Source organism: Paenibacillus xylanexedens (assembly GCF_007680605.1).
In the GTDB taxonomy this organism is placed as follows: domain Bacteria; phylum Bacillota; class Bacilli; order Paenibacillales; family Paenibacillaceae; genus Paenibacillus; species Paenibacillus xylanexedens_B.
This window is the reverse complement of record NZ_VEIO01000010.1, coordinates 130110-150145: the sequence shown is the minus strand read 5'-3', so window position 1 is coordinate 150145 and position 20036 is coordinate 130110. Positions and strand designations below refer to the sequence as shown.

Annotated in this window: 15 protein-coding genes and 1 riboswitch; of the genes, 5 read left to right on the top strand and 10 right to left on the bottom strand. The window is 47.3% G+C overall.

Annotated elements, in window-relative coordinates:
- Window positions 1–5 precede the first annotated feature (5 nt).
- Together FS818_RS25965 and FS818_RS25960 are read right to left on the bottom strand one after the other, a co-directional pair.
- Window positions 6–1937: a beta-glucoside-specific PTS transporter subunit IIABC gene (locus FS818_RS25965; protein ID WP_145336070.1), complete on the bottom strand. Its 1932-nt coding sequence runs from the start codon at window positions 1935–1937 to the stop codon at window positions 6–8.
- A gap of 200 nt (window positions 1938–2137) precedes the next feature.
- Window positions 2138–2983 (bottom strand): PRD domain-containing protein, encoded by an 846-nt coding sequence (locus FS818_RS25960; RefSeq protein WP_260989974.1) that lies wholly within the window; start codon window positions 2981–2983, stop codon window positions 2138–2140.
- 409 nt (window positions 2984–3392) lie between these two features.
- Between FS818_RS25960 and udk the strand changes: the two genes are divergently transcribed.
- The 4 genes from udk to FS818_RS25940 all read left to right on the top strand — a co-directional run bounded on the left by udk (window position 3393) and on the right by FS818_RS25940 (window position 9485).
- Window positions 3393–4025 carry a uridine kinase gene (gene udk, locus FS818_RS25955; protein ID WP_145336066.1) on the top strand — a complete coding sequence of 211 codons (633 nt, stop codon included), beginning with the start codon at window positions 3393–3395 and terminating at the stop codon, window positions 4023–4025.
- 138 nt (window positions 4026–4163) lie between these two features.
- Window positions 4164–4493 carry a chaperone CsaA gene (gene csaA / locus FS818_RS25950; RefSeq protein WP_145336064.1) on the top strand — a complete coding sequence of 110 codons (330 nt, stop codon included), beginning with the start codon at window positions 4164–4166 and terminating at the stop codon, window positions 4491–4493.
- 266 nt (window positions 4494–4759) lie between these two features.
- Window positions 4760–6037, top strand: coding sequence for an S-layer homology domain-containing protein (locus FS818_RS25945; RefSeq protein WP_145336062.1), 1278 nt, complete (start codon window positions 4760–4762; stop codon window positions 6035–6037).
- Window positions 6038–6566: 529 nt separating this feature from the next.
- Window positions 6567–9485, top strand: coding sequence for a DUF5704 domain-containing protein (locus FS818_RS25940; protein WP_145336060.1), 2919 nt, complete (start codon window positions 6567–6569; stop codon window positions 9483–9485).
- Between the two features lie 212 nt (window positions 9486–9697).
- On the opposite strand, the gene FS818_RS25935 is transcribed toward FS818_RS25940, so the two are convergent.
- The 6 genes from FS818_RS25935 to FS818_RS25910 form a co-directional block, all read right to left on the bottom strand.
- Window positions 9698–10537 carry an ABC transporter ATP-binding protein gene (locus tag FS818_RS25935; protein WP_186375604.1) on the bottom strand — a complete coding sequence of 280 codons (840 nt, stop codon included), beginning with the start codon at window positions 10535–10537 and terminating at the stop codon, window positions 9698–9700.
- Window positions 10527–11348, bottom strand: coding sequence for an ABC transporter ATP-binding protein (locus tag FS818_RS25930; protein WP_145336057.1), 822 nt, complete (start codon window positions 11346–11348; stop codon window positions 10527–10529). The genes FS818_RS25935 and FS818_RS25930 overlap by 11 nt, the downstream gene beginning before the upstream one ends.
- A 2-nt stretch (window positions 11349–11350) precedes the next feature.
- Entirely contained in the window at window positions 11351–12958 is a 1608-nt protein-coding gene (locus FS818_RS25925) for an ABC transporter substrate-binding protein (RefSeq protein ID WP_260989973.1), read from the bottom strand.
- An 18-nt stretch (window positions 12959–12976) separates the two neighbouring features.
- Window positions 12977–13807 carry a nickel transporter permease gene (gene nikC, locus FS818_RS25920; RefSeq protein WP_145336108.1) on the bottom strand — a complete coding sequence of 277 codons (831 nt, stop codon included), beginning with the start codon at window positions 13805–13807 and terminating at the stop codon, window positions 12977–12979.
- Window positions 13808–13813: 6 nt separating this feature from the next.
- Window positions 13814–14752, bottom strand: coding sequence for a nickel ABC transporter permease (nikB, locus tag FS818_RS25915; RefSeq protein ID WP_145336053.1), 939 nt, complete (start codon window positions 14750–14752; stop codon window positions 13814–13816).
- 182 nt (window positions 14753–14934) lie between these two features.
- Window positions 14935–15129, bottom strand: a riboswitch (cobalamin riboswitch).
- Between the two features lie 98 nt (window positions 15130–15227).
- Entirely contained in the window at window positions 15228–16064 is an 837-nt protein-coding gene (locus FS818_RS25910; protein WP_145336051.1) for an AraC family transcriptional regulator, read from the bottom strand.
- Between the two features lie 228 nt (window positions 16065–16292).
- Here FS818_RS25910 and melA point away from each other — a divergent pair, with 228 nt between their 5' ends.
- Window positions 16293–17591, top strand: a complete 1299-nt coding sequence (gene melA / locus FS818_RS25905; protein WP_145336049.1) for an alpha-glucosidase/alpha-galactosidase — start codon at window positions 16293–16295, stop codon at window positions 17589–17591.
- A 120-nt stretch (window positions 17592–17711) separates the two neighbouring features.
- On the opposite strand, the gene FS818_RS25900 is transcribed toward melA, so the two are convergent.
- Complete coding sequence (locus FS818_RS25900) at window positions 17712–18413, bottom strand: response regulator (RefSeq protein WP_145336048.1); 702 nt, start codon at window positions 18411–18413, stop codon at window positions 17712–17714.
- Window positions 18414–20030, bottom strand: a complete 1617-nt coding sequence (locus tag FS818_RS25895) for a DUF4118 domain-containing protein (RefSeq protein ID WP_260989972.1) — start codon at window positions 20028–20030, stop codon at window positions 18414–18416.
- Window positions 20031–20036 lie beyond the last annotated feature (6 nt).

Below are 20036 nucleotides of genomic sequence, written 5' to 3'. Positions count from 1 at the left end.
TTTATTTACGGAATAAGTTTAATTAAAGCTTCGCTTTCCCGGATCGGGCCACTGCTCGCTGTCGTGAGCACATCTCCATATTGTTGCATGTCGGTAACAACAATCGATGTAATCGTGTTATAACCTGCTGATCTAATGCCGTCCGGATCAAACTCCACCAACAAATCTCCTGCTTGGATGGTCTCTCCCTGTTTGATATGTGCGTTAAAATATTTGCCTTTCAGGCTGACGGTGTCTACCCCGATATGGATCAGAATCTCTACGCCGTTATTTGCCTTTAAGCCAATAGCATGTTTCGTGCGATAAAGAGCTTCAACTACTCCGTCAAACGGGGCATATACCTTGCCTTCCGTCGGCTCAATCGCAATGCCTTTTCCCATCAGTTCCTGTGCAAAAGCTTGATCCTCCACTTCGGAGATCGGTTTAATCTCACCCGTCATCGGACTTACGATGAGCATGTCTGAAGAAGAAGTGTCGGTCGAAATAGACTTTTCCAATGGTGCTGTGCTTCCCACATCATTCGATGAATCGATGCTTACTCTGCCAGATTTTTTTTGCGATGGGCTTCCGTCCGCATCTTCCTTGATGCCTGCAATCAGCGTGAATACAAAAGCTAACACAACGGCCGCGATACATCCAATGACTACATACATGTAACGATCCGATGTATATGTGCCTAATGCCAGTACACCGGGAAGGGCGATGGCATTAGCTGTCGTATGAACCAGACTGAAGAATCCAGATACGATACCTCCAGCAAGACACGCTGCGAAAAACGGCCGTTTATATTTCAACGTTACCCCGTAGATCGCCGGCTCGGTAATCCCGAACAAAGCTGTTAATCCACTTGAGCCTGCTGCTGATTTCATCGTTTTGTTCTTGGTTAGTACGAATACACCAAAGGCCGCACCAGCTTGCGCCAAGTTCGCTGCAAGAGCTGTAGGCAACAACACGGTTGCACCCAAAGTTGCCACTTGTTGAACCTGAATCGGCATAATGGCATAGTGCATACCAAACATAACCATAATCGGTTTGAAGAATCCGAGAATCGCCCCTGCCAGAACACCCGCCGTGGAGAATAGTGAGTTAATACCGTTCGTCAGCCAGTCACCAATATGTGAACCCACAGGGCCAAATACGATGAGTTCAAGCGGAACCATAATGAACAGCACGATCATTGGCGTAAGCAACACTTGCAAAAACTTAGGAATCACTCGATTGACGAGCGGATATAAGTAACTCATAATCCAAACAGCCAGAATAATAGGAATAACCGAAGATGAGTACTTCATTAACAGGATCGGCATGCCCAGAAAATCAACTGTGCTCACACCTGTCTCGGCAATTTTAGCTGCCGCATTCAAAATGGTCGGGTGCATCAGTCCAGCGGCAAGAGCCACCGCAAGATAAGGGTTCGTTTTGAACTTATGTGCTGCGCTGACAGCAAGGAAGAACGGCAGGAAATAGAAGATCAAGTCACCGATCATATTAATGATGACCATGAACCCAGACCCTTCAAGCCATCCGAGGGCAGCCATTACCGTTGCCAAGCATTTGATCATGCCGCAACCAACCAGTGCTGGAAGAATCGGTGTGAAAATACCGGCAATCGTTTCAAGTACCGCATTAAACGGATTGCGTTTTTTCTTCGATCCGCTGCTTGCTGCGGTTTCTTCGGAATTTCCCAAACGATCTGATGTTAAGGTTTTGACTTCATTGTAAACAGCATCTACTTTCGCTCCAATGATGACTTGAACCTGCCCCCCGGAGTTCTGCGCTTTAAGCACACCTTCCAGCTGGTTCAATGTCTTCAGATCAGCCTTACTGTCGTCCTTTAATACAAAACGTAAACGGGTAGCACAATGTGTAAGTCCGGATATATTTTGCTCGCCGCCAACGAGCTCAAGCACGTTTTTAGCCAAGTCTTTATTATTCATAACCCTCTTCTCCTCTGCTTCATGATGAATAATTAGATATATATGAAAAATGACCAAGCCGGGGAATCGTCATTCCCTACGCTTGGTCATGCCTGATCGAATCAGTAACAGTCCATTAATGAGTATTCAGTTGTCATACTATACAAACAAGAATGGTTTACACAGACACTTCGATGACAGAAGAACCTGGAGAGTAACTGTTATTCTACTGGTTCATTGGTGGTTAATCGCTGGATATGCAGGATCAGATACAATTTCTCATCATCGGAACATGTCCAGCCATAGTTTGTTTTCAGGAAATCAGCAATCTTCTCCACACAAGCGAGTTCCTTCGGGAACTTTTCCTTCACCATCGTATACAGGGACTCATTCTCATCTTTCAACGACTTGCCGCTCATCTGCCTCATGATGAAGTACCTTATATGTGTGGCGAACCGCATGAAATGAATGGAGTCCTCTTGAAAGTCAATCTTGAGAGCGTATTTGATTACGGAAAGAATCTCTCCCGTCACGGTAGTTACCTTGGTTGTATCACTCATCTCGCCGGAGCCTACCTGTGCATTCACAAAATGCAGGGCAAGCAGGGTGATCTCGGCTGACGGCAGAGTCAAATTCGTTTTCTCCTGAATCAGCTTCATTGCAGCTTCGCCTACCCGGGTCTCACCCGGATACAGTGTCCGCACTTCCCACTCCAGCGGATTCTTAATGCTGATGCCTTCCCTGGTACGGGAAAGGGCAAAGCTGATATGGTCGGACAGGGTGAGAAGCAGATTCGGGTTAAAGGTTTTGTTCAAAATCTCGCTGCCCAGCTTCATCACTTCCTCCGCCAGATAAATATCCTCAATCGGAATGCTGTTCAGCAGATCATACATTCGAATGTTCTTGGGGGCTACGAAAATTTTTTCCACCAGGTCCGTCTCGGTCAGCTCATATGGAGTTTTGAGAAACCCTACACCTTTGCCCACCACGAATACCTCTTCGTTATGCTCATTAATGGCAATGGCTACGTTATTATTTACTTTCTTGATAACCTTCAATGTCCTCACCCCCCGCTAGAAATAAAAAAAGACCGAAAGCGATTACACGAAAGCAATCGAATTCGGTCATGCCTGGTTTCCCCAGTAACAGTCCGTGTTAACAATATACTTTTATTATAGGCACATCCTTCGAAAAGTCAATTGGTCAATATCAGGAAAATCAGGGTCTGGTTCCTATGCAGATTGTATTACGGACGTGAAATACCTGGTTGTGTAGCCTTTAAGAGTGAAAATGAGCTTCCTTCTTGAAGGCAAAACATGGTCTGTTCCTTAAGATGAAAAAGTCAACAAGCTGTGGTACAATGAAGGAATTGTGTATTCGCAGACAGACATGCAAATCGAGTTCAAAAATGAAACATTTTGGGCACTCTTCATCGATTGATCATGCTGCCACTTTAGGGAGGTTTATGGAACAACCATGCTCATTATTGGTATCGCCGGAGGAACCGGCTCCGGCAAAACAACGGTAGCCCGCTCCGTTATTGAACGTCTGGGATCAGCGAAAGTTACATTCATATCCCAAGACAATTATTACAAAGACCAGTCAGACCTCACACCTGAGCAGCGCAGACTGACGAATTATGATCACCCGTTTGCTTTTGATAACGATCTGTTGATCGAACATCTTACCCTGTTAAAAAAGGGCCAGCCAGCGTATGCTCCCGTGTATGACTTCACCATAGATAACCGCGCTGCAGGCGAAACAATTGAACTTGCACCGAACCACATCGTCATTGTCGAAGGGCTACATGTGCTGATTGATGAGCATCTTCGTACACTGCTGGACATCAAGGTATTTGTAGATACGGATTCCGATGTACGTATTCTGCGCAGAGTACTGCGTGACATGGAGGAGCGTGGACGCTCGATTCAATCCGTGTACAAACAGTACCTCGAAACGGTCAAACCGATGCATGATGCGTTTATCGAACCGTCCAAAAAGTATGCGGATATCATCATCCCTGAGGGCGGACATAATGAAGTAGGGATTCAGATGCTGTCCATTCTTACCGAGAAATATCTCACGGGAGAAAACTGGAACAGATCTTAATCACTGTTGCCTAACGATAACAGGAGTTTTTCAGGAATTAATCCAGGTTACGATACAGCGTAATCTGGATTTTTTGTTTTCCGGGATGGATATATCATCTATACTATATGACATCGTTTCGTTGAGAGGAGTTTATCTATGGCTACTTTTGAAGAGTTCATGCAACATGATATTCGGGTAGGTACCGTGGTGGAGGCTGAACCTTTTCTGAAGGCTCGTGTTCCTGCGATTAAGATGAGAATAGATTTTGGGCCACTCGGTTTAAAAAATTCAAGTGCCCAGATTACCCACCGTTACACGCCGGAGATGATGATTGGCAAACAGGTCGTGGCTGTCGTGAATTTCCCACCGCGGCGGATTGCCGGTTTCGTGTCTGAGGTTCTTGTTCTGGGCGGTGTTCCCGGAGAAGGTGATGTCGTTCTGCTCTCTCCAGATCATCCGTTACCGAATGGAACACCGATTGCCTGACTTTATTTTTAAAATTCAATGCATATGGGGTTTTCAAATGTTGGAAAATGAAGTATTCTCTATGTATTGAGCAATAACTGAAATGAATTACATATGTTAGAGAGACCTTAAAGCATAAGGCTATGGATCTGCGGATTCGTGGCCTTTTTTTTGTGTTTACGGGAGGATATACATGGTAGAATATTGATTATTATTACAAATTTAGCATCTATATTCCTAGTAAGTACATACAAACCTATATCAATCGGTCGAGAGGAGTTAGATTCATGAGAAAACAGATCATTTCCAGCGTAACAGCATTAGCATTATTCGTAGGGGGATTTGGGAGTTTTGCGGGAATGGGCGGCACTATTACGGTGGAAGCAGCGCAAGCCGCCAGCTCATTTAAAGATGTACCCGCATCCCACTGGGCATCCTCAGCCATCCATTCCGCAGTAGAGAAAGGCTATTTCAAGGGATATGCAGACGGAACGTTTAAACCAGGTTCACCCGTGACCAAAGCTGAAATGGCCAGTATTTTAGCACGTTTGAATGATCAGCCGGAGTTGCCGACTGCTGAACCGAATCATTTTACAGATGTACCGGAGTGGGCTAAAAATGGTGTCGCTACGGCGATTGCCAAAGGATTTATCCATCCTTCCAGCTATAAGGACAAACTGGATGCTCAAGCTGCACTTGAGCGGGGCGAGATGGCGGAATGGTTAACACAAGGATTGAGTGTAGTGGATTCAGACTATGGACAGGCTCTCTCGGATGTGACGAACACCGTCATTCCCGCGAAGGAATATTTTACTGGCAAGCTGGCAGACTCGCAAAAAAATGCTGTCGCTGTTGCCCTCGGAACAGGGCTGATGAGCGTTGCGAATGATAAAACATTTGGCGTGAACCGCACCACAACCCGGGCAGAAGTCGCCGTGTTGCTCAGTCGTTACGCGTCCGTGGCCAAAACCAAACCTGCCGATCTTCAAGGGCTGAATGAACTGCGGCAGGTTGGATTGACGGGGACGAATTTGAGCGTGATTGCACCGAGGTATCAGAAAACCTCAAAAAATAAATTTCTTGATTCATATGATTATAGTAAAGTTACAACCGACTTTTCACAGGTTAGAAATAAAGATTTAGTTACGATTACGAATTATGCTGATGTTAAACTTCGGAACTGGATTATTGTAAATCCATACACTACCGAATCGAAAAGAAGTATCTTTTACCCTGTTTTTGTTGATGAAAAAGACTCCCTCTTACGTGGGTCTTACTATTCCTTTGCTGAAGTTGACTTAAATATTAAAGATTCCATGACGCAACTTCAGGCAGGGAGCCTCTTACAGTCACCAAGTATTAATCCCTTGAAATCACCAAATTCAAATTCATTCTTGGAGTACTCAGTACCTCACATTAATGATTTCCTAAGTAATAAGGGAGTATTTAAAGTTAAGAATCCAACATATTGGTCTACAGGATTGTTGCACTTCGATAAATCACTTACAACTCAAGTAAAAGTCATCGCTAAGGATGGAACAGATTTCAACATGACAGCAAACTAATAAATTTGAAGGGTGATCTAGTTTGAATCTAAGAACTATTATAAAAAAATCACTGATCTCAATAATATCATTAAGCTTGGTGATTCCTTTAAATCTTATTTACGCTGGGGGAGGCCCCGGTACAAAGCCTCCATTGGAGGCTCCTCGTTGGGAGCCTTCTACCCCAGCAAAATCCCAAAGGAAAATTAGTCCTGTAGAAGGTAAAGGTACAAGTAATATTGGCATATACATATATCAATTAGATAATATGAAATGGAAAGTAGAGGGAGAGTGTAATGGACAAGAGCTATCAAATAATTCGACAACTAACAAACCTAATTCTTCCTTTGTTTGTATAAATCTCCCTTTAGACCAAGAAGTCTATAAGCCATCACAATACAAAGATAAAAATGACCAGCCACATCATCACTCTGAGTTTGTTTCTGCATCAAATAAACCAATTTATATTGATAATTCAGATTACTATAGACCTGGTGATCCCATACTGGTAACTGTAGATAGATTCACTGGTGATATTGCAAAATTTACAATGCAAATTGGAGGAGTAATTCAACCAACAGGCTACAGACCATATAATCCACCCAAGTACTCCGCTGACTACATATTCAATACCGATATATATTGGCGGGCTGTCGCCGAAACCACCAAAGAAATCAACCTCTCCCCCGGAGGACAAATCCGGTTAAATCAAACCAAGCAGCTCAATGCGATGGTTAAAACCAAAACAGGGGATGGTAACTTTGGTGCAGAAACCAATGTAAACACAGGCAGCGGAGGAACGACCACGTGGGAGTCCTCCAATCCTTCGGTTGCAACGGTAAGTGATTCCGGGTTGGTACAAGCGGTTAGCAGAGGTACTACATCCATCACGGTTTTATGGGAAAAAGACGGATTTCAATTAACGACTCGAACAACCATCGGTGTTGAACAGGGAACCGGTGGTGGTGACGACGGAGGCGGGAATACCGGTGGTGGAGATAGCGGAGGCGGTGGTAGCTGTACGCCTACGATTGGATCACCATCTCCAGGTATAACGATGAATATGAGTGACCTTGATCCCAACGCAACAGGTATAATAAAGTCAGATAACAGAGGTAATGAAATATTCGATGTGCTAAAAGGAATTCCTACTTCCGAGTCTCTTTACACTAACGCCTTCGCAGATCATTATCTATTCAAGCAAGCCTGGACCAAAATGAGCGGCAAAGTTATATATGATTGTAATATCACCATCTCCTATGATAGAGAATGGACCGTACCCGGACCGCAGGTCTGTAATGACGACGGATGTAGGGAGGGTACACCTATACCTAAAAGCGATACCGTTCCTAAACCGTACAACTTCCAAATTACACGAGACTATTCCTACTGGATGATTAGTAATCTTGAGGTGTACAAGATCGCCAAAGCAACGATGAAAAATTATGCATTGCCTGGCGAAACCATTACGATGAATCCTGCCGGTTATGTTCCACCGACACTTGAGTCTAGCAATGATTCTGCCGTTGAACGCCATGTGAGGCCAGGACAAACGTCCTCCATCTCGTACACTCCATCCAAACGAACAGGTGGCTTGAATGCACCCCCGGATGTGCCAGATGACACAGCCCTATTAAAGGGAATGGCAGAAACTAACACACCACAAAGCACCGTAAAAAATGATTTGGTGAAATTCAACAATGCAGTAATCATGAATGATACCGAAACAACCAAGGATGGGCCGCAGCCAACCAATATACCTTCACCAACCACAATCGGACGTGATGTTTTGTACACTCCCAACCACAGGATCAGCAGTTCCCTGCTTAACAAAGCCAACACGGAAAGTTCTGGCCAAATCTATTATGATCTACTACCGGGTAACGTGAACGGCGGAGCCAACAAGATACTTCCGATTAATGGAATAAACACCGTTACGGTGCATACCCCCGTCGTAAACTACGCATGGGTGTCGGACGATCAGCCGCATAATCAGAAAACAATACCTGATCCTACCCGTGCTGCGCTCATTCTGGAGCGTCCCTTCATTGTGCGGATCCCTACATCCGGGCAGCACTTGGATGCGTCCAGTTATCCCGGATACGGCAATCGGGACTACGCCAAATATTATCGCATCAAACAGGTGTTGTTCCCGTTTGATGTCTATACAGCAGATCGAACACAGTTCATCCCAAGCCATACATGGGTCGACATTCCGGTTAACCAAATCGATACAACATTCTATCTGCCAGTATGGGTGGACGAGGGGAAGTATACCATTGAATTTCGGAACATCGCCGAGAATGCACCGGCAAACTTCACAGAGCAGCCCGATGCCAACACCGATCGAACCCATCATGTTGCAAGCGACAAAATACCTGTAGACGTAATCGGCAGGCTGTATGACTTTCATGTGACGGATGTATCCGACTATAACTGGGAGAGTGTATTCCGCAAACGACCAGGTAGCCCGGAACCTACAGGCCATAGCTACTGGAGCGGTTTACGCGGTATCGATGGTGACCCCCGAGGAAACCTCGCTCCATTTGTATTGCCGATTAGACCTGGAAGTCATCCGGTTCAGGGATTTCGAAACGTTGCTGTGAAAACAGGTTATCACTTCAAGTTTGATCTAAAGACGAAGGGTAATATGTTTGGAAAACAGGATGGCATTCGAATAACACCCACATTCTCTTTTATAAACAAGGATAACTCTTCCCGTCAGGATGTTGATCTATACTACCATCGGGGGCAGGAACGTCTTATCCGAATTGGTTCAGCTCAGGATATGGAGAAACGATTTGTTGTGTTGAACTCACGACTACGTAATGTGCCTGGCACAGAATTGAGCGACGCGGCACGTTACCAATATACGTATGAATTTTCACCAGACGAACGCAACCGTCTCACATTAGCAGAACATATGGTCAAAGTCGCCAACCAGACTTCACACCAAAAGACCTGGACAGGCCGTTACGACTGGATGATTCTGACGGCGCCGATTCGTACACTTATTGGACCTAAAACAAACATTCCTTCCAGCGTTAACGTGGACCGAGCAAACGCCGCAATCCAGCGTTGGTACGGGGAATACAGTCTTCCGGCTGATGTGTACGCCGTTCCCAAAGGCACGAACCTTGAACCCCTTGCCAGACAGAATATGCTGGATGAACAATCCGATATCTTTTTGAAAAATGGGTACATCGTCGTCAACTTTGATATCGAGAGTCTACGTAACGGCAATACACAGGCACCGCATCTGCAATATATCCATGCTCCACTTATGAATCAGTGGCAGTTAGAGGGCTACAACCGCTCCCCTGCAATCCATAACAGCACTAACAACAACAACAACAACAACAACAACAACAACAGCAGTAGTAAATGGCCATTGAAGGATGGTGATGTCCTCTTTTATTATGCGGACCAGTCCAGTCGAAATGACTTTCAGTCTCAGGTGCCTCACTGAGGATTAGAGTTACGATTAGGATTCGGGATTAGAGAACAAGGATTATGAAGCACCTCCACCAGATCGAGGAACTATGCTCATCCGTAATAATTAGAAATATCAAAACAACAAAAGGGCTATCTCAAATGAATTCATCTATCAAAATGAATTCGCTGCAGATAACCCTGTTTTCTTATGATTTATAACTTTCACATACATATAGTTAACCCATACTATCTGCTTCCAGCCGAAACCTCTACACGCTCACGCATCTGCATTTCACCCTTCAACTCTCTCAGCGACAGAGCGGAGGACATCAGACTTCGTGTATACGAATGATTTGCCGAACTGGTCAGCCCTGCACTGTTCACAACCTCCACTACTCTCCCTTGATGCATGACTGCGATACGGTCACTCACCTGCTGCACCACCGCAAGATCATGTGATATGAATATAGAGGAAACTCCTGTCTCCTTACGCAGTTCCATGAGCAGATCCAAAATCTGCTGCTGGATGGAAACATCCAGGGCAGAGGTAGCTTCGTCAAACAGAATGATCTCGGGCCGTACACCAATCGCACGGGCAATGACGGCTCGCTGTTGTTGCCCGCCGCTTAATTCGTGCGGATACTTATCCGCATCCAAAGCGGACAATCCAACGCGCTCCAGCAATCTACGTGTTTCCTGAGTAGCCGCCTGCCGTTTCATCATTTTATAATTCAACAGAGGCTCACCGATAAACATGCCCACCTTCATGCGTGGGTTGAAAATCGCCGCAGGCTCCTGAAAAACCATCTGAATCTGCTTGCGCATCTGGCGCAACCTTTCACCTTTCAAACGGGTAATCTGCTGCCCATGGTACCAAATCTCTCCTGAAGTCACCTGTTCCAGCTGAGTTACACACTTGGCCAGTGAGCTTTTGCCGCTTCCACTCTGCCCAACAATGCCCAGACACTCCCCGGGATATAACGCAAGATCTACGCTTTGTAAAGCCTGAACAGCCTGCTGCCCTTTCAACTCATACGTTTTACATACGTTACTCAGTTTTAGAATGGGTGATCTGTCATTCGTCATGTGCATTCCCCTCCAGCTCAGGTACAGCTTGAAGCAGCTTGCGAGTATACTCATGAGTGGGATTCGATATGACACGCAGTGTATCTCCCAGTTCCACCAACCTGCCGTCTAACATCACACCGATCCGGTCAGCCATATGGGCCGCAACCGCCATATTGTGCGTCACGAGCATCATGCCCGTTCCCTTGTCCGCACAGAGCCTGCTCAGTTGGCTCATCACTTCGTTTTGAGTCGTAACATCCAGCGCACTCGTCGGCTCATCCGCCAGCAACAGTTCCGGCTCCAACGTAGCCGCCATCGCAATCGCGGTTCGTTGCTTCATCCCCCCGCTAAGCTGGGAAGCATAGACATGCATGACTCGCTCAGGATCATCCAGTCCCATACGGGCCAGTGTGTGAACGGCCAATCTCCAAGCCTCTTTGCGAGACATGGGCAAGTGGGCACGAATGGTCTCCACATACTGACTTCCAATACGACGAATCGGATTCAGATACGAACCGCTATCCTGAAATACCATCGCGATTCGCTTGCCACGCATCCCTTGCCAATCTTGTTGCGAGTCACGCAGCAACACCCTCTCCCGAAAGACAATCTCTCCTCCGGTGTATCGTCCGCCTACAGGCAGTAGGCCCAGCACAGCCCGGATCAGGGTCGACTTCCCGCTGCCGCTTTCCCCCACAATGCCAATGATTTCTCCTGGCTTCATCGAAAAGGATACATCCCGCAAGGAAGGAACCCCTTCCTTATAACTTACAGACAGATTCTTCATCTCAACAAGCAAAGATGTCGTTCCCCCACGCAAGGACGTCATGACTACTCGACCTTAATGTTGCGGTCTAGCAGATAGAAGTCGATCGGGTACATCGTTGCACCCTTGACATTACTTTTGCTGACGATATTAATCGGCGTATATGTCAAAAACATATAAGCGGCATCATCCAGGATGATCTGCTGCGCTTCTGCCGCAAGGGCATACCGTTTCTCCACATCAAACTCCGAGTGAAGACGTTCAATCAGCTCGTCCAGCTTCGGATTGCTGTATCCGCCAACATTCCACTCCGCGCCTGTTTTGAAATAAAAGTCGAGAATATACTGCGGATCGCCCGTGATGCCTGTGTTAATACTTGTCAGAGCCAGATCATAATTCCCGCTCTTCTGATGGTCGGTGAGATCCTCATATGAGGCGAGCTCCAGCCCAACCCCAATTTCTTTAAGCTGGGATTGCATCGCAGCAGCCACAACGGAATCGGATTCATAAGCTGAGTTAAGGATGAGTTGTAACGATAGCTTCTTCCCATCCTTTTCCCGAATGCCATCTCCGTCTGTATCCTGATATCCGGCCTCATCCAGCAATTGTTTAGCCTTCGCAGGTTCGTAATCATATCCGGCAATTTTGTCGTACCCAAAAGGCAATGCAGAGGTAAACGGACCCTTGGCTGCTTGTCCACCCACCAGCGTATTCGCGTACATTTCGCGGTCAACTCCGTAAGATATGGCGCGACGAACCTTTACATCACTTAGCAGTGAATGAGTCGTGTTAAACCACACAAACTGCGTACGGAGGCTCGGAATTTCATCAATCGTATATTGTGTTTTATCCTGAAAAAGAGGCATCTGGCTGCGTCCCACGTTACTCGCTACATCAATTTCTCCTGATTGCAGCGCCAGCGCCCGTGTATTGTCATCCTTGATGTATTTCAGTGTCATCGTATCCAGATCGGCCGCACCGCCCCAGTATCCATCGTACTTTTTCACCTGAATCTCCTGGTCGGGCGTATATCCTGTAACCATGAACGGACCGGTAGCGATTGGCTCACTCTTGAATTTTGATGTATCTGCACTTGTATCCACAATAATAAACAGAGGCTCTGCAATATTGCCTAACAGTGAGGCATCAGGCTGCGTAGTTTTGATCGTCAGATCCTGCCCCTTGGCAGTCATTGACGCAATTGGCAGTGTGGATTGACCTCTCTCATTCAGCGAGATAGAGCGTTCGATTGATTGTTTCACCGCATCCGCAGTCACAGGATTGCCATTATGGAACGTTACTCCGTCGCGAATATGAAAATGCCAGGTTGTATCATCGATCCGATCCCACTTGTCCGCCAGTTTGGGAACCATCTTCATCTGCTTGTCAAACTGAACCAGCGTCTCCCCAATAGCCGCGCGCGTCAGCGTCCAGCCATTCCATTCCTCTGCAGGATCAAGGCTACTCCCCAACCAGAACAAGGCCACATTCAGATGTGTTTTCTTGCCCTCACCAGTCCCACCTGTCGCACCACTCGCATCCACACCTGTCTTTTTTCCCGTAGCATCGGATGATGGAGTTGTTGAATTTTTATCGTTACCACAGGCCGCGAGCAACAGAATAGTCATCATTGATATGATAGCCAGCAACCATGTTTTTTGAACCTTGCTCATGCTTTCCATTCCCTTCAGTTACACTGTATTTTTCTTGGGATCAAGCACATCTCGCAGACTATCCCCCAGCAAATTAAAAATGATAACCGTGCTAAATATCGCAAGCCCCGGATAGATTAACAGCCAAGGCGCAGTCTGCAGATATCTTCTACCTTCATTTAACATCGCTCCCCACTCGGGATCAGGCGGCTGTGCACCAAGGCCGAGAAAGGACAAACCCGAGATGGACAGCATCATGCCACCCACGTCCATCATGGCCATGACGATCAAAGCGGGCAACATATTCGGCAGAATCGTTCTGCTGATGATCTGGATTTTACGCGCACCGCTGAACGCGGCGGCAGTGACGAACTCTTTTTGCTGAAGAGAAATGACCAGGCTTCGGGCCATCCGTGCATACTTTGCCCACCAGACAACTGACAGTGCGACCACCGTGTTAAATAGCCCCGGCCCTAACATGCCTACTACGGCAATTGCAAAAATCAAACCCGGAAATGCCATCAACGTATCACACAATCGCATCAGCATCGTATCCGCCAGTCCTCGCAAAAAACCTGCAACGACACCAACTGCTACGCCTAAGCTGAAAACAATACCGATCATCATAAATGTGAGCAACAGAGAGGTGCGTGCTCCATATAAAAGTCGGGACAGGACACATCGCCCAAGCTGATCCGTGCCGAGTGGATACTCGGAGCTGGATGGTTGCAATACTTTGGTAAAATTCGTGGCAAGTGGATCGTGAGGTGCCAGAAGCGGCGCAATCAGAGCCAGAACGATCCATCCCGCGGTCAGGGATAGCCAAAAAATAAATAAACGGCGTTGTGTCAGGTATGCTCGAATCTTCATTATCATCTACACATCCACATCCAGTTGAATGCGCGGGTCACGCAGATGTGTCCAGAGATCCACGATCAGATTCAGGGTGACATAGATGACAGCCATCCAGATCACATACCCCTGTATCAGGGGATAGTCCCGAGTGAAAATGGCATCCACCGCCATCTGGCCCACCCCCGGCCATACAAATAAACTTTCCACGATCGTTGCTCCGCCAAGTAGTGCCCCTGTTGTCATGCCCAGAAGGGTCACGATCGGCAGCAGTGAGTTCGGCAAAATATGCTGCCAAATGATTATCGATTCCTTCACACCTCTCGCTCTTGCTCCCACCACGTAATTCTGGCTGATCTCCTCCAGCATGACTGTACGAATCTGCCGGCTATATTGAGCGATCAGTGGAATAGCCAGTGTGACAGCAGGCAGGATCAGGCTGTTCCAGCCGGAATTGCCCATAACGGGTAGCAGCTTCAGCTGCACACCAAATACCAGCATCAGTAACATTCCCAACCAAAAGCTTGGCATGGATAGACCGGCAAACGAAAACAGGCGAATCACATAATCCAGCCATTGATTCCGGCGTACAGCCGAAAGAACTCCGAGCGGAAAGGAAATCAAGATCACCAGAAACATCGCGCTCCCGGTTAACTTGAGCGTTGCTGGAAGGCGGGCCGTTAACACATCCAGCACCGGACGGTCATATTTATACGACGTACCAAAGTCTCCAGTGACTACTTGTCCCAGCCATGTGCCATACCGAACCAGAAATGGCTTGTCCAGCCCAAGCTCTGACCTCACCTGTCTGACCAATTCATCCGAAGGTGTTACTCCGGTGGACATCAGCATCAGTCTGGCGGGATCTCCAGGAGACAGATACGTTAATAGAAATGTCAGGAAGGTGATTCCAAACAGAACGGCGACCAGTTGTAATAACCGTTTAACGATATATCTGCCCAATATTAAAACGCCCTTCCCGGTTTAATGCGCGTACCGCCTTTATTCCCATTCCATTCAATACAAGCCAATTCAATCCAAAAAAGCGCCCTTTTCCGTTTCACGGGATAAGGACGCCTTAAATAAACAGATTTTCAGAAAAAATCATGCTCTTTAAACACCTTCCTATCTCCCGTAGGGTACTGCTGTGTTTGTCCAACCTGGCAGGTCTCCTGGCTCCAGTATCATTGCCATAGCAGCTCCTTCCCGGTCTTCGTAAGACCAGTGGATATGCTGCCTGACTCCTCTGTTACAGTGGCGGGACCGCGCCGGCATCACACCGGACTTCCCTTTTAAGCATCTACCCCAGCGGGTAGAGCACCAAGTTCCACGTATTCAATTCACTAAAAGTTGGTATCTGTAACACTTCTGTATCAGTATAGCGGCATACGGAATAATGTTCAAAACTTTTCTTTCAAAATTAAAATCATGAATGCGGCTAATCTCGCACTCGCGAACCCTTGGGTGATACCCCCGTCACGCGTTTGAACATTTTGGAAAAAAGCAGCGGGTCGGTGTATCCAACGGAGTGGGCTACTTCACTCACAGACAGCATCGGGTTACGAAGCAACTCCGCAGCGCGATTCATTCGATACTCCAGGAAAAAGGCTTGCAAAGACTTGCCATATCGCTCTTTGAACAACCCCGATAAATACGTTCGATCCAGCCCGACCGCCTGTGCAATATCCAGAATGGAAGTACGCTGGCTATACCGGTTCTCCATAAACTGCACAGCCTGCCGAATATAAGTCTCTTTCGTCGAAAGAAGCGAATTTTCTTCTTCTTTGATCGGCGAGGATGCGATTAATGCTGCCATAAGTCGGTATAACAGGCTTTGATGTAGCACATCCCCTCCTGCAACAGAGCTCGTTCCAGCCTGAAGCATCTCGTCATACAGCGCTGCCATCATATTCTTATCATGAGCAGTAAACACCGGTTGCTCCTCGCTTAACTGCGCACGTTGCATAAAAGCCTTCGCCTGTACACCTTTGAAGCCAAACCATGAATATGTCCAGGGCTTCTCTTCATCGGCTTCATAATGAATGACCGTGTCGGGTAATATGAGAAATCCTTGCCCCTCGCCCAAAGGATATTCCCGATCCCCCATATAAACCGTACCATGACCCTCATGTACGTAATGCACGATATAGGAATCACGCACCCCCGGCCCCCAATAGTGGGCAGGATCACATGCCTCCCAACCATAAAATAACAAGACCAGTTCCATCTGCGTCCAGCCGGCAGAGACCACATTCATTTCAACTTTCCGACTCATGTTTCCCCTCCTTTCGACGATGAGGTTAAAGATATCTTAATGTGAGCTTTTGTATCCCCTTACCAGCACATACAACAAATTATAACAGGTAGAAGAAAGGAAATCTTGCTGAAAACGAAAACAAAAATGGGATTATGCCATATTTGAGAGGGTTTGAGCCATAGTGATATGAGCCTATTCGGCCTATAGTTGGGGTACAACATTTTTTCGGGAAGGATGAACTTGAAGATGAACAAAATTACGTTTCTCGGTGCAGGCAGCACCGTTTTTGTAAAAAATGTATTGGGTGATGTGATGATGACAGAGGCCTTGCAGGACTTTGAACTGGCACTGTTTGATATTGATGCCGAACGTCTAAGTGACTCGGAGCGTTTGTTAAAAAGCCTGGCTCAGTCGCTGGGAAGCCGCTGTTCCGTAAAAACATACCATGATCGCAAAGAAGCGCTGCGCGGAGCTAAATATGTCATCAATGCTATCCAGGTAGGTGGATATGACCCGTGTACGATTACCGATTTCGAAATTCCGAAGAAATACGGCTTGCGTCAAACGATTGCCGACACCCTCGGCATTGGGGGAATCTTCCGTAACCTGCGCACCATTCCGGTGATGCTGGACTTTGCCAAGGATATGCAGGAAGTATGCCCGGATGCCTGGTTCCTGAACTATACCAACCCAATGGCTGTACTCACCAATGTCATGAACGTACATGGCGGAATTAAAACGATCGGTCTGTGTCACAGCGTGCAAGTCTGCGTACCTCATCTGTTCGATACGCTGGGAATTGACCAGACGGGTGTCGTTGCCAAAATCGCCGGGATTAACCACATGGCATGGCTTCTGGAAGTAACAAAGGATGGTGTCGATCTGTATCCCGAGATCAAACGTCTCGCGATACAGAAACAACTGGAGACTCATGACGATATGGTACGTTATGAACTGATGCATCGCTTCGGTTATTATGTTACCGAGTCTTCTGAGCATAGTGCGGAGTATCATCCGTATTTTATCAAACGCAACTACCCGGAATTGATCGAACGCTTCAACATTCCACTCGATGAGTATCCGCGCCGCTGTGTAAACCAGATTGCTGATTGGAAGGAAATGCGGGAGAAGCTGTTTGCGAGTGAAAATATTCAGCATACCCGCAGCCATGAATATGCCTCGCATATTATGGAAGCGATGGAGACAGACCGTCCGTATAAAATTGGCGGAAATGTCATGAACAATGGACTCATCACCAACTTGCCACGCGAGGCTTGTGTCGAGGTTCCTTGTCTGGTCGATGGTTCCGGCATCAGCCCAACGTATATTGGTGACCTGCCGCCACAGCTGGCAGCATTGAACCGTACCAATATCAACACCCAATTGCTCACCATTGAAGCCGCAATTACAGGCAAAAAAGAGCATATCTATCACGCGGCTATGCTTGATCCGCATACCGCTGCCGAGCTGTCCATGGACGACATCGTGGCGATGTGTGACGATTTGATTGAAGCCCACGGTGATTGGTTGCCAAAATTCTCATAATATAAACATCAAGACATACAAACGAAGATTTTAACCAAGATATATGACCAAAATATAAAAATCAAGCACCGTGCCTTTCCAAATCGAAGGGACGGTGCTTTTTTTCACTTTTTTTTCAGATCACTCCGCAGGTAGCAGAAAACGATATCCAATCCCCGGTTCCGTCTGAATATAGGATGGCCGGGTGGGGTCTTCCTTTAGCTTTTTACGCAGATGACCCACATATACTCGCAAATAGTGGCTGTCTGACTCATGGTGGTGCGCACCCCATACTTGCTGCAAAAGCTGGCGCTGGGTAATAATTTTGCCTGCATTCGAGGCAAGCACCTTTAACATCTCATATTCGGTCGGCGTTAATTTGATCTGCTCTCCATCCAGTTCAACCTGCCGGAGAGCCAGATCGATAACCAATGAGCCAAATCGTAAAATGGGTTCATCCGTTGTTTTGGCCACATGCCGCAGTGCCACCCGAATTCGGGCAACCAGTTCACCCATGCCAAACGGCTTCGTCACATAATCATCTGCGCCTGCATCCAGTGCGGCAATTTTATCGGCCTCTTGATCCTTTGCCGTCAGCACAATAATCGGCACCTGAGACCATTCCCTTATCCGGTGGAGCACGTCCATGCCAGATATGCCTGGCAAACCTAAATCAAGAATGATCAAATCAGGATGCACCACACTTGCCTGGGTAATACCCTCCTCTCCGTCAGCACACTCATAATGATCATATTGGTGAGCCTGAAGAGTCACTTTTAGCAGTTTGCGAATCTGTGGCTCATCATCAATCACCAGAATGCGAGCCCCTAATGCGGCATTCATCTAATCTCCAACCTCTCCTTGCACTGTATAGGAAAGCGGTACTTCATCCCTTCCTACAGGCAACTCTATACGTATTCTTGTTCCTCCATCCGGATTCCCCTCAGCTTGGATTGTACCTCCGTGAACCTCCACAATGCCTTTGCAGATCGCCAGTCCCAGTCCGGTTCCCGTAATATGCTGCGTGGAGGGCGAGCGATAAAACTTATCAAATACGCGAGCGCGCTCCGGTTCCTCAATCCCAACACCCTGATCATCTACGATGAAGGTCACACAACTCTGACTCGGTTCATTCTTAACCCTTATGATCACCATGCTCTCGTCGGGTGAATACTTGATGGCATTGCTGACGATGTTCACGAGCACCTGCTCGAGCAGCACCTCATCTCCGTCAAAAAAGACGGGCTCTTCCGGCAGTTGTACCGTAACTTCACGGTGAGGACTGAATTCTCTGACTTTTGCCAAAACAACGCTAATCATATCCCCCACATCACACCATTTGCGATTAAGTTGTAGCATACCGCTCTCCAGCCGCACCATGCCGAGCAAGTTGGTCACGAGACGATTCATGCGCAGTGCTCCATCGCGGATGTTGCCTGTCAATTCTCTGCGATCCTCGGGTGTAAAAAGACTGTCATTCTCCATCAGCCCGGTGGCTGAGCCGATAATAGCGGTTAACGGCGTGCGAAGCTCATGGGAAACCGAATCCAGCAGCGCAGTTCGGATGCGCTCCGATTCAGCGGTCACTTGAGCGAGGCGCGCTTCCTCAGCCAGCTTCACCCGGGCGATTGCGCCTGCCGCAAGACTGCCGCAGGCTTCCAGCAACTGGCGCTGCTCCCGCTGCTTTTCCGGCTCAATGGTAGTCATGCGCACGGCAAGTACACCGTGAATGTGATTCTCTGTTCGCAGCGGAACATACCGCCCCGCCGACTCACCGAGCTTTGGCGATCCTTTGCCTGCGATCTGCCCCTGTTTATAGACCCAATCGGCAATTGCCAGCTCCGAAGACTGGCTCCCCCAGGTACACTTCTCTGTCCCCATCTCAGACGCAGGTTCCTGTTTCATCCAAAGCTTCAGTTCACCCTGCTGATCCGGCAGATATATGGCAGCCGGGCTTTCGAGCATAAGGGATATCTGGCTCGTCATGTTATCCAGCAGGGCATCCAGATCGGTAATTGCAGTGATCTGCCGACTAAGATCATACAGGGCATTCGTTGTGGCTTCACGAGATTTAACCCGATCCAGCTGTTGCCGTAAACGCCCAGCGAGACTTGCCGTCATGATGGCAACGGCCAAATATACTCCAAACGAAATAAGATACCGCAAATCCTCCACCGTAAAACTGAGATAAGGTGGCACAAAAAAGAAATCAAACATAACAACGCTGAGGGTCGCTGCATATATTGCTGGCCCCATTCCCCAATATACAGCACTGATCAGTATGGGAAACAGGTACACCAGAGCAACGTTGACCAAGTCATCACTCATCCCGATAATATGAAGCAGTATGGTTAACAGAAGGATGGCAAGTGTTACCCATAAATAGGCGGGAACCCTTTTCTGACGAGAGATTCCCTGTAAGCTTTCCTGTTCTTTGCCCTCTTCCTCATATTCAGACAAATTCAA

What these genes read in the sequence shown, in the direction of transcription:
- FS818_RS25965 (WP_145336070.1), bottom strand. Translation starts at nt 1,937, where the DNA reads ATGAATAATAAAGACTTGGCTAAAAACGTGCTTGAGCTCGTTGGCGGC.
- udk (WP_145336066.1), top strand. Translation starts at nt 3,393, where the DNA reads ATGCTCATTATTGGTATCGCCGGAGGAACCGGCTCCGGCAAAACAACG.
- csaA (WP_145336064.1), top strand. Translation starts at nt 4,164, where the DNA reads ATGGCTACTTTTGAAGAGTTCATGCAACATGATATTCGGGTAGGTACC.
- FS818_RS25945 (WP_145336062.1), top strand. Translation starts at nt 4,760, where the DNA reads ATGAGAAAACAGATCATTTCCAGCGTAACAGCATTAGCATTATTCGTA.
- FS818_RS25940 (WP_145336060.1), top strand. Translation starts at nt 6,567, where the DNA reads ATGCAAATTGGAGGAGTAATTCAACCAACAGGCTACAGACCATATAAT.
- FS818_RS25935 (WP_186375604.1), bottom strand. Translation starts at nt 10,537, where the DNA reads ATGACGAATGACAGATCACCCATTCTAAAACTGAGTAACGTATGTAAA.
- FS818_RS25930 (WP_145336057.1), bottom strand. Translation starts at nt 11,348, where the DNA reads ATGACGTCCTTGCGTGGGGGAACGACATCTTTGCTTGTTGAGATGAAG.
- FS818_RS25925 (WP_260989973.1), bottom strand. Translation starts at nt 12,958, where the DNA reads ATGAGCAAGGTTCAAAAAACATGGTTGCTGGCTATCATATCAATGATG.
- nikC (WP_145336108.1), bottom strand. Translation starts at nt 13,807, where the DNA reads ATGAAGATTCGAGCATACCTGACACAACGCCGTTTATTTATTTTTTGG.
- FS818_RS25910 (WP_145336051.1), bottom strand. Translation starts at nt 16,064, where the DNA reads ATGAGTCGGAAAGTTGAAATGAATGTGGTCTCTGCCGGCTGGACGCAG.
- melA (WP_145336049.1), top strand. Translation starts at nt 16,293, where the DNA reads ATGAACAAAATTACGTTTCTCGGTGCAGGCAGCACCGTTTTTGTAAAA.
- FS818_RS25900 (WP_145336048.1), bottom strand. Translation starts at nt 18,413, where the DNA reads ATGAATGCCGCATTAGGGGCTCGCATTCTGGTGATTGATGATGAGCCA.